The sequence below is a fragment of the Nesterenkonia sp. AN1 genome (assembly GCF_000582475.1).
Taxonomy (GTDB): domain Bacteria; phylum Actinomycetota; class Actinomycetes; order Actinomycetales; family Micrococcaceae; genus Nesterenkonia; species Nesterenkonia aurantiaca.
Map to the genome: position 1 here is coordinate 22,390 of NZ_JEMO01000017.1, position 10,043 is coordinate 32,432.

Below are 10,043 nucleotides of genomic sequence, written 5' to 3' on the forward strand. Positions count from 1 at the left end.
GGTTGAGGTGTCTTGAGCGAGCATTCAGCTGCTGAAGAGTTCTGTGTACTGCTTGCGCAGCTCGGCCTTCTGCACCTTGCCCATCACGTTGCGCGGCAGCGCATCGACGAAGCGGACGGCGCGGGGCTGCTTGAAACGGGCCAGGTCACCGGCGAGCGCCTGCAGGATCGAGGTCTCGTCCGGGACGCCCTCGCCTGCGGGGACCACCACGGCGACCAGTCCTTCGCCCAGATCCGGGTGCGGCACCCCGATCACTGCCGACTCGGTGACCCCGGGGTGGTCATCGATGAGCCCCTCGACCTCTTTGGGGTAGATGTTGAAGCCTCCAGAGATCACCAGGTCCTTGTCACGGCCCACGATGCTCAGGTAGCCCTGCTCATCGATCACCCCGAGGTCCCCGGTGACGAAGAACCCGTCCTCGCGGAACTCCTCGGCGGTCTTCTCCGGCATGTTCCAGTACCCGGCGAACACGTTGCCGCCGCGAACCTCGATGATGCCGACCTCGTTCTGGGGCAGCGTCGCCTGGGTCTCCCGGTCCACGATCCGCACCTCGACGCCGGGCAGCGGATGCCCCACGGTGCCAGGCCGGCGCGGGCCGCCGCGGTAGGGATTCGAGGTGTTCATCCCGGTCTCGGTCATCCCATAGCGCTCCAGGATGGCGTGCCCGGTGCGTGCCTCGAAGGCCTCGTGGTCGCTGGCCAGCAGCGGGGCCGAGCCGGAGACGAAGAGCCGGATCCCGGTGCAGGCCTCGGCGCTGAGCCGCTCTGTGCTCAGCAGCCGGGTGTAGAAGGTGGGCACGCCCATCAGCACGGTGGCTTCGGGCATCGCGTCGAGCACCGCGTCGGGGTCGAACTTGGGCAGCCAGATCATCGAGGCGCCGGAGACCAGGGTCATGTTGACCGCCACGAACAGTCCGTGGATGTGGAAGATCGGCAGCGCGTGGATCAGCACGTCCTCGGACGTGTACTCCCAGGACTGGATCAGCGAGGCGCAGTTCGCCGCGAGGTTGCCCTGGGTCAGCACGGCACCCTTGGAGCGCCCGGTGGTCCCGGAGGTGTAGAGGATCGCGCCGGGATCTGACGCGCGCAGCACGGCGATCTCGGTGTGCTCCTGCTCGGCGGCGAGCAGCGTGCCCTCCCCTGCCGTACCGAGGGTCTCCACGACGATCCCGTCCTTGCCGCGCGCCACGTGCTCCGCGGCCTTGCTCGGGTCACAGACCAGCACCCGCGGGGCGGCGTCGGCCATGAAGTAGTCCATCTCGGCGCCGGTGTAGGCGGTGTTCAGCGGCAGGTAGACCCCACCGACCTGCAGGGTCGCCAGGTAGAGCGCGATGGCCTCCGGGGACTTCTCCACCTGGGCGGCCACCCGGTCACCCGGGAGCACGCCGTCGCCGATCAGCTTCGCGGCGATCCGCCGCGAGGTGTGGAGCACCTGCGCGTAGGTGAGGGTGCGCCCGTCGGAAAGGTGGAACAGCGGCTTCTCCGGGTGCGTCTGTGCCTGCTGGATGAAGCCCTGGTAGATGCCGTCGACGTGGTTGTCCACTGGTGAGGTTCCCTTCTCGCTGCGGATGTCTGCTGTGCTGTGCATGTCTTCGGTGCTGAGGATGTCTTCTGTCCTGTCTGGAAGCAGGCCCGTGACCTGGTCCCCTACAGCGATGGTTCCGTGTCGGACGTAGTTCTCGTGGCGCCGCTCCACCAGGGACGGGTCATAGCGGTAGGTGATCATCGCCCCGTAGGACTGGTCCCACATGTAGTCCGCGCTGCTGGCCGGCCAGTGCAGCTGCCAGGCGGTGGCACCGTTGCCCAGGTGGAAGCGGGCCACCGGGTCCAGCGGCTGCCCGTCCGACCGGCGTTCGAGAGCGATGTAGCGGGCGAGTGCGGCGCGGAGCCGGCCCTGCAGCAACTGCGCCCCGGGCTGCCCTGTGTCTTCGGATCCCGCGAGGTCTGCGGGCCCGTGGAGCTCGGAGAGGTCCACGTGCAGCGCGGTGAGCTCCGGGGAGCTCGCGGTGCGGGCCTGCTCGCGCAGCCAGCCCCGAAACCCAGGGATCGGGGAGAGCGTGACGAAGTGTTCAAGATGCGGCAGCTCTGTGGAGACCTGGTCGATGACCTGCTTGATCAGCAGGCTGCCGAAGGAGATCCCGGCCAGGCCGTCTAAGGAGTTGTTGATCGAATACAGCACCGCAGTGTCAGCCTTGGCCGGGGCGAGCGCCTCGGTCGGGCTCAGCAGCGGCTCCACGGCCCCGGGGATCCCCCTGACCAGCGCCACTTCGACGAAGATCAGCGGGAGGTCCCCGGTGGCGGGGTGGAAGAACGCGTAGCAGGTCCGGTCCTTCGGCCGGAGCCGGCGCTTGAGATCATTCAGGTCCCGCATCGGGTGGACCTTCTCGTAGCGCAGGAGGTGGTTCTTCATCTCCCGGGGCGCATCCCAGCCGAGCTGTTCCATGCGCAGGAATCCGCGGTTGAACCAGGAGCTCAACAGGTGCCGGAAGTCGCGGTCCAGCGGCGCCAGATCGGCGCGGCCGCGCAGGATCCGGCGCAGATCAGCGCGCATGTTGACCAGGTGCAGCGTGCCGTCCGGGGCATGGTTGAGCCGGCGCAGCAGTGCCTGGCGCCGAGGCTCGCTGGCCTCGAAGAGGTCCGCCAGATCGGCCTGGGCCTCACTGGAGTCCCACGTCGCGTAGGCGCGGCGCAGCGCCTCCGGTTCCACGGAGTAGGCCTGAAGCAGGTGCGTGAAGAACTCGGTCCGGGCGTCGTCGTCGAGCTCCCGGTACGTGGCCAGAGCCCGCTCCGCCACGGCCCGCATGGACGCCTCCCCCAGGTCCCCCATCAGCACGGCGCAGGCTGCGGTGAGCTGATCAAGCGGCGCCTGGGCCGCGGTTCCGACCCCGGACTCGGACTTGTGCCCGCCGAGGCCGCGCAGCAGATCGGCCAGGAGCCAGCCTTGAGTGGTCGCCATGGTTCCTCCCTACGTGTATATCAGTGGCTGTGATGTATATAACAGGAACTATAGGGTATTAACGTGATCCAGGCCACACCTTGCTGCTGGCGATATGCTCGTCACAGGAGGTGCCATGGTCAGAGTCCCGGAATCCCAGCGCGTGCGCGATGCGCTGGAGAACGCCATCGTCGATGGGCAGTACGGCCCCGGCGAGCGGCTGGACCCTGCCAAGCTGCAGCAGGAGTTCGGCTGCTCGCGCACCCCGGTGCGCGAGGCGCTGCAGGCCCTGGAACGTTCCGGGCTGGTGCGCATCCGCCCCAAACAGGGCACCTATGTCACCGAGCTGAGCCTGCCCGAGCTGGCCGAGCGCTTCGAGCTGATGGCCGAGCTTGAGGGCATGGCGGCGCGCCTGGCCTCACGGCGCATCGAGCGTGAGCCTCTGGCCGAACTCGGCAGGGCGCTGAAGGAATGTGAGCGGTTCGAGGCCCTGGGCGACGCGGACGGCTACTACTACGCCAACGCCTGGTTCCACGGGATCATCTACGACTCCTGCGGCAACGGGTACCTGCGCCAGCAGGCCCACCACCTGCGCCGCGTGCTGCAGCCCTATCGACGGCTCCAGCTCCGGGCCCCCGACCGGATGCGCAGGTCCCTGGCCGAGCACCTCGCGATCGTGAATGCGATCAGCACCGGTGACGGCGAGACCGCGGAGAACACCGCCCGGGACCATGTCCTGGTGCAGGTCAAGGAGTTCAGTCAGCTCGTGCGGACCTGGACCCGACTGCGCGAAGCCCGTGCCGACCAGCACCAGACCCAGCTCCACTGAAAGGAACCAGATGTCACCGGAGCGAAGTCCCGAGTTCATCGAAGCCATCTCCCGCGGGCTGTCCGTCATCAGGGCGTTCACCCCGGAATATCCCGCGGGCCTGACCCTGAGCCAGGTGGCCAAGGCCACCGATCTGGCACGTCCGACGGCGCGGCGAATCCTGATGACGCTTCAAGAGTTGGACTACGTGCGCTCCGATGACGGGCTCTTCTCACTCACCCCCCGCGTGATGGAACTGGGCATGGCCTATGTGAGCTCGCTGGGGCTCTGGGATGTGGCGAGGCCGCACCTGGAATCGCTGGTCACCCACACGCATGAATCGGCCTCGATGTCCCAGCTGGACGGACCCGACATCGTCTATGTGGCCCGAGTCGCGGTGCCCAAGCTGATCGGCCTTCGGGTGGACATCGGCACCCGTTTCCCGGCGCCGCCGACCTCCCAGGGCAAGGTGCTGCTGGCCGACATGGAGCGCCGGGAGATCCTGGAACGGCTCTCCGACCCGTCACGCTCCTCGGTGGTTCCGGTGGTGCAGTGGGACCAGAAGTCCTTCCTCGAGGAGCTCGACCGGGTGCAGCGGCAGGGCTATGCTCTGGCCGACGAGGAGCTGGCGCGCGGCATCCGTTCCATCGCGGTGCCGGTTCGGGATGGCCGCGGAAGGGTGCTGGCCTCGATGAACACCACGGTCCACGCGGCCGAGACCAGCGTGGAGACGCTGCTGAGCAAGCACCTGCCCCCGCTGCGCGAGGCCGCCGCGGCGGTCACCGCGGACTGGACCCGCTGGCAGTCGCTGCCCCGCCACACTCGCGAGCGCGACGCCGCCAACCTCGGGCGCCTCCCGCTGCTGGCCTCACCGCAGGAGTGAGCCGCACCCGATCTTCGGGGCTGAACAGCTCATCGCCGGCGGCTCACATCGCCACCGAGGGGTAGTCCCGCCCGGTCCAGTGGCCCAGCTTCTGCGCCATCTCCGTCTGGAACGCCAGCGGCCCCTTCGCGGCGGCGTACTCCTCGTCGAAGAGCGCGATGAAAAGGGTCAGGTTCAGGAAGAAGTGGGCGCCGTGCTCGAAGAGCCACACGTAGTCGTGGGTGCAGAGCGCCTCGCGCTCCTCTTGCGTGAACTCCAGCCAGCTGGTCTGCTCGACCGGATTCAGCCAGCTCCCGATCTCCTTCTCCCAGCGGGCCACGGTGGCCCGGGGATCCTCGCGATAACTGGCCACCCATTCAGGGTCCCGATCGATGGTGAAGAGAAACTTGTTGACGTAGTACTTGCTCATGCCTGCTCCTGATTCACGCGGAACTTCTCCCAGGCCGGATCGGTGGCGTAGATCGGACCGGTGCTGGCCTGGGCGGTCGCGGCAGCCCGGGCGGCCGCGTCGAGCTGATCCTGGGTCTTGTTCGGGTACCAGGTCATGTACATCTCCCGGGTGTGGAACAGATCCAGGTGATCGACGTAGTCGGCGTGGACCCCGGGGCCGGCGACGCCCATCATCAGCAGCAGGTCCATGAATCCGTGGGTGGCGTTGCCGGCCCCGGCCATCGACTCGTGGGTGACATTGGCCAGGATCGCGTCGATGTTGCCGGTGGAGAGCCATTCGATCGCATCGGCGTCGAAGAGCGGATCCGGCCCGTGCTCGCCGAACTGGCGGGGTCCGCCGAGCTCCAGAGAGAGGTGCCCGGTGCCGATGGCGGCGACCTTCTTGTCGCTGGGGAAGCTGTCGATGATCTCCCGGATGGCCCGCCCCACCTGGTAGAACCGGCGCGGCGAGGGCAGCGGGGGCACGAAGATGTTCGTGTAGATCGGCACGATCGGCAGGTCCGCCTCGGGGCGGACCGTGATGATCGGGCAGATGATGGAGTGATCGATCTTCAGCTCGTGACTGACCGAGAAGTCGAAGTCCTTGCCCAGCAGCTCCTGGTGCATATAGCGGGAGAGCTCGATGTCTCCGGCGAGGGTGTACTTCGGGATCCCGAACTCGCGCTCCTCGTTGTAGAAGGTCGCGTCGTATCTCTCCTGCTTGCCGATCAGGAACTGCGGATAGTTGTCCAGCCAGAGCTGGTGGAAGTGATCCGCCCCGACCATCACCAAGATGTCGGGTTCCGCGGCGGTGAGCGTCTCGCGGTAGCCTCGACCTTGCGCTGCCAGTCCGCGGCATAGGGCGGTCGCTGATCTTCCGGGGAGGTGGTGGCCTTGTAGTAGAACGGGTGGTGGGTGCTCGCGAGCACCGCGGTCAGCTCTGCCATGCTCAGTTCTCCTTCGACTCACCGAAATGACCGGAATGACCGGAGTGATCAGCTTCAGCGGACCCTTCGGCGTCCTCATGGGTGTCCTCGTGGGTGTCGTCGCCGGTCAGCGGGACAAACCTGGCGTTCCGGTCCACATGCATATAGATGTCGTTGGCGATCGGATTCCGCCGCTCCTCCGCGATCTGCCCCAGCAGCCCGGCGGTGCGGGCGAGCAGTGCGAAGCCGCGCAGGAAGTCCACCGGAAGCCCGAGGTCAGCCAGGGCTGCCCCGCAGACCCCGGCGCCGTTGAGCGGAAGCTTCTTGCCCAGCACCTCTTCGCTGACCCGGCCCATGGCCTCGAACAGGCGCAGGTGCTCCCCGCGGGTCCCGCCCTCCTCGGCGATCTGGATCAGCCGCGGGGTGCGCGGGTCCCCCTGCTTGTGCACCGGGTGGCCCAGGCCGGGAACGATCTGCTCGGCGGCCCGTGCCCGGGTGATCGCCTCCCGCGCCAGGGCGTCATAGTCCGCCTCGGTGCTGCGCTCGCCGTCGTCGGCCTCGAGCACCTGGTGCAGGAACTTGCCGGTGTCCTCGGTGACCCCGAGGAAGCGGGAGCCGCCGCCCAGCAGTCCGGCGGCGATGGCGCCCTGGATGGACTCCGGGGCCGAGAGGTAGGTCAGCCGAGCGGCGATCGCGGTGGGGGTGAAGCCGTGATCGGCCAGCGCGACCAGCACCGCCTCGAAGGTCCGCAGCTCACCGGGGGTGGGCCGGCGGGTGGCGGTCATCCAGAAGGCCAGCTCGGCGAACCCGACCTTGCCCATCAGATCCTCTGAGAGGGACTGGCCCATCAGGCTGATCTCCTCGGTGGTGGAGGTTCCCAGTGCGGTGGGGTAGCTCGGCGTCTGATACTGATGCTCTTCGGCGCTCATCGTGGCGTCCTCTCCTCGGTCTTCAGCCAGGCCTTGATCTCCTCGGTGTGCTCCCCCAGCTCCGGCGGGGCCAGGTCATAGCGCGGGTTCATGGTGTTGAAGCTCAGCGGGTGCCGGACGCCGGGGACGGCGCTGTCTCCCGTGCCGACCTGCACCACCGGCCGCAGGCCCAGCGCCTCGGCGTACTCGACCCCCTGCTTGATGGTGTTGATCGGCCCGCAGGGCACCCCGACGTCGTTGAGCTTCTCGAAGAGCTCCTGGGCGGTGTGCTTGGCCAGCTCTGCCTCCAGGATCGGGCGCAGCTCGTCACGGCGGTCGGTGCGGTCTCCGACCTCGGCGAAGCGCTCGTCCTGGGCGATCTCGGGGATCCCCAGCACCATGCAGAGCCTGCTGAACTGGGTGTTGTTGCCGGCGGCGATGATCACGTCATCGTCGGCGGTGGGCATGGCCTCATAGGGGTAGAGCGAGGGGTGGGCGTTGCCCATCCGCATCGGGGTGGTGCCGCCGCCCACATAGGCGTGGGTCTGGTTCACCAGCCCGGACATGGCCGAGGCCATCAGGGACGCCTCGACGTGGGCGCCGTCGCCGGTGCGGTCGCGCTGGCGCAGCGCGGCGAGGATGCCGATGGTCGAATGCAGCCCGGCCATCACATCGAACACGCTGATCCCGGCGCGGTAGGGCGGGCCGTCCGGGGAACCGGTGAGGCTCATCAGCCCCGACATCGCTTGGACGATCAGGTCATAGCCGGGGTACTTCGCCCCTTCGCCCTCGGTGCCGAAGCCGGTGATCGAGGAGTAGATGACGTGGGGGTTGGCCTTCGCCACCGAGTCGTAGTCCAGGCCGAACTTCTCAAGGCCGCCGGGCTTGAAGTTCTCGATCACGACGTCGGCGCGCTGCGCCAGCGCCTGGGCGGCGGCGAGGTCATCGGCGTCCTTGAAGTCCAACACGATCGACTTCTTATTGCGGTTGATCGAGGCGTAGTAGGTGGAGACCCCGTCCGGACGGCGGGGCGGGACCCAGGTCCGGGTGTCGTCTCCGCCGGTGCCCTCGACCTTGATCACCTCGGCGCCGAGGTCCGCGAGCAGCATGGTGGCGTAGGGACCGGCGAGCACCCGGGAGAAGTCCGCGATCAGGATGCCCTCCAGCGGCAGGCTCCCGCCTGGCTTCTCGGGCTGTGCCCCGTGCGGGGCCTGATGGGCCTGCGCGGCAGCATCGCCTCCGGGCCGCGCACCCCCGGCGCTGGTCTCATCTGGATGGTGCTGGTTCATCTCGGAGTCCTCTTTCTGCGAGTCCCACACAGGCCCTGTCACGCCCGGATGCGTCGTCATACGGACACTCGTCCGCTTATCCCGTGACCAGTTTCACACCGCCTGCGCATGGCCGTCAACCCCAGGCTCACCTGATCAAGGGTCCCCGGAATGGATTCCTGAGATCGACCTCGCGAGGTAAACGGACCCTTGTCCACTGTGCGAACGACAGCTATCGTGAGCACCATCACAGAGATCTTCAACGGAGGCTGATATGAGTTCTGAAGCCGCATCCAACGGCACCGGCGCGCCCGTCCTGTTCAAGAACGGGATCGTGCTGACCATGGACAAGCAGCACAGCGTCTTGACCAGGGGCGACGTCCTGGTCCTGGGTGACACCATCGCGGCCATCGGCCCGGATCTCGAGGCGCCCGAGCATGCCCAGGTGATCGATGCCGAGGGTGGAATGATCACCCCCGGCTTCATCGACACGCACCGGCACATGTGGCAGACCGCCATGCGGGGCTACGGTGCCGACTGGACGCTAACCCAGTACTTCGTCTGGAACTACCTCGAACACGGCAAGAAGTTCCGCCCCGAGGACATCTACGCCGGAAACCTGCTCTCCGCGGTGGAGGCCATCGACTCCGGAGTCACCACCTCAGTGGACTGGTCCCACGGCCTCTCCACCGTGGATCACGCCGATGCGGCCGTGGACGCGCTCCAAGAGGTCGCCGGCCGCTTCGTCTTCGCCTACGGCAACATCCACGCCGGGCCCTGGGAATGGTCCGCCTCGCGTGAGTTCCGCGACTTCGTGGACCGCCGGATCCCGCGCTCGGGCGGCCAACTGGGTGATGACATGCTCGGCTTCCAGATGGCCTTCGACGTCACCGGTGACCCGGAGTTCCCGGAACAGAAGGCCTTCGAGGTCGCCCGAGACCTGGGCGTGGGCGCCACCACCCACGCCGGGGTCTGGGGCGCGACCAACGACGACGGCATCCGGCTCATGCACGAGCATGGGTTCATGAACGAGAAGACCGTCTACGTCCACGCCGCGACGCTGAACCAGGACTCCTATCAGCGCATCGCCGCCACCGGAGGTTCGGCCTCGGTCTCGGCGGAGTCCGAGTCCAGCTGCGGGCAGGGCTATCCCTCGTCCTGGCAGCTGCGCAAGCACGGAATCCCGGTCTCACTCTCGGTGGACACCTCGGTCTGGTGGAGCGCAGATCCGTTCGCAGCGATGCGCTCCACGCTCAGCTCGGACCGGGCGCGGGAGCACTTCGAGCATCACGCCACCGGAGAGACCTGCACCAACCTGGGCCTGCGCGCCGACCAGGTGGTCGGCTGGGCCACCCATGGCGGCGCTGAGGCGCTCGGGATGGAGAAGTCCATCGGCTCCCTGGAGGTCGGCAAGAAGGCCGACATCGTGCTGATCAAGAACGACGACTCCCCGGCGATGTTCCCGATCCTGAACCCGCACGGCCACGTGGTCTTCCAGGCCCAGCGCGGGGATGTGCACACCGTGATGGTCAACGGCCGGATCGTGAAGCATCAGCACAAGCTTGTTGATGTGGATCTGGCAAGGTGCGCCGCACCGTGGAGGCGACGGTGGAGCACATCGCCTCGGAGCTGGGACAGGCCGAGTGGGAGGCCGGCATGAGCCCCGACGTCCCGGAGACCAAGATCCTGGACAACCCGTACACCTATACCGAGTACCGCACCGAGAAGACCCATACCGCGCAGGGGCGGGGTCCCGACGCCTGAGCGGCTGAACGCCTGCACGTGATTTCTCGCACCGATCTGCGTGCACGGAAGCTGGGGCTGCGCTCGAGGGGAGCGCAGCCCCAGTGCGCGCCCCGGGGTTCAGCGGCTGGGGAACGCGGCGGC

Annotated in this window: 8 protein-coding genes; 3 read left to right on the forward strand and 5 right to left on the reverse strand. The window is 67.6% G+C overall.

The window, feature by feature from the left end; all coding sequences use genetic code 11:
• Positions 1 to 24 precede the first annotated feature (24 nt).
• Positions 25 to 2,955: an AMP-binding protein gene (locus tag BG28_RS14995; RefSeq protein ID WP_084479626.1), complete on the reverse strand. Its 2,931-nt coding sequence runs from the start codon at positions 2,953 to 2,955 to the stop codon at positions 25 to 27.
• A 115-nt stretch (positions 2,956 to 3,070) separates the two neighbouring features.
• On the opposite strand from BG28_RS14995, the gene BG28_RS09665 reads away from it, so the two are divergent.
• The gene (locus BG28_RS09665; RefSeq protein WP_036476227.1) at positions 3,071 to 3,763 is read left to right on the forward strand and encodes a GntR family transcriptional regulator; all 693 of its coding nucleotides are present in this window, start codon (positions 3,071 to 3,073) and stop codon (positions 3,761 to 3,763) included.
• A gap of 10 nt (positions 3,764 to 3,773) precedes the next feature.
• Positions 3,774 to 4,625 carry an IclR family transcriptional regulator C-terminal domain-containing protein gene (locus tag BG28_RS09670; protein ID WP_051501280.1) on the forward strand — a complete coding sequence of 284 codons (852 nt, stop codon included), beginning with the start codon at positions 3,774 to 3,776 and terminating at the stop codon, positions 4,623 to 4,625.
• Positions 4,626 to 4,668: 43 nt separating this feature from the next.
• Here BG28_RS09670 and BG28_RS09675 read toward each other — a convergent pair whose 3' ends face one another.
• Genes BG28_RS09675 through BG28_RS09690 form a run of 4 tightly spaced genes read right to left on the reverse strand, consistent with a single transcriptional unit; the run spans position 4,669 to position 8,177 of the window.
• Positions 4,669 to 5,034, reverse strand: a complete 366-nt coding sequence (locus BG28_RS09675) for a hypothetical protein (RefSeq protein WP_036476229.1) — start codon at positions 5,032 to 5,034, stop codon at positions 4,669 to 4,671.
• Positions 5,031 to 6,080 carry a hypothetical protein gene (locus tag BG28_RS09680; RefSeq protein WP_084479627.1) on the reverse strand — a complete coding sequence of 350 codons (1,050 nt, stop codon included), beginning with the start codon at positions 6,078 to 6,080 and terminating at the stop codon, positions 5,031 to 5,033. The genes BG28_RS09675 and BG28_RS09680 overlap by 4 nt, the downstream gene beginning before the upstream one ends.
• Positions 6,004 to 6,909: a citryl-CoA lyase gene (locus BG28_RS09685; protein ID WP_084479628.1), complete on the reverse strand. Its 906-nt coding sequence runs from the start codon at positions 6,907 to 6,909 to the stop codon at positions 6,004 to 6,006. Before BG28_RS09685 ends, BG28_RS09680 begins: the two co-directional genes overlap by 77 nt.
• Complete coding sequence (locus BG28_RS09690; RefSeq protein ID WP_084479629.1) at positions 6,906 to 8,177, reverse strand: CaiB/BaiF CoA-transferase family protein; 1,272 nt, start codon at positions 8,175 to 8,177, stop codon at positions 6,906 to 6,908. The genes BG28_RS09685 and BG28_RS09690 overlap by 4 nt, the downstream gene beginning before the upstream one ends.
• A gap of 253 nt (positions 8,178 to 8,430) precedes the next feature.
• On the opposite strand from BG28_RS09690, the gene BG28_RS09695 reads away from it, so the two are divergent.
• On the forward strand, positions 8,431 to 9,816 hold the full coding sequence (locus BG28_RS09695) for an amidohydrolase family protein (protein ID WP_200869322.1): 1,386 nt from the start codon (positions 8,431 to 8,433) through the stop codon (positions 9,814 to 9,816).
• Positions 9,817 to 10,043: the final 227 nt, after the last annotated feature.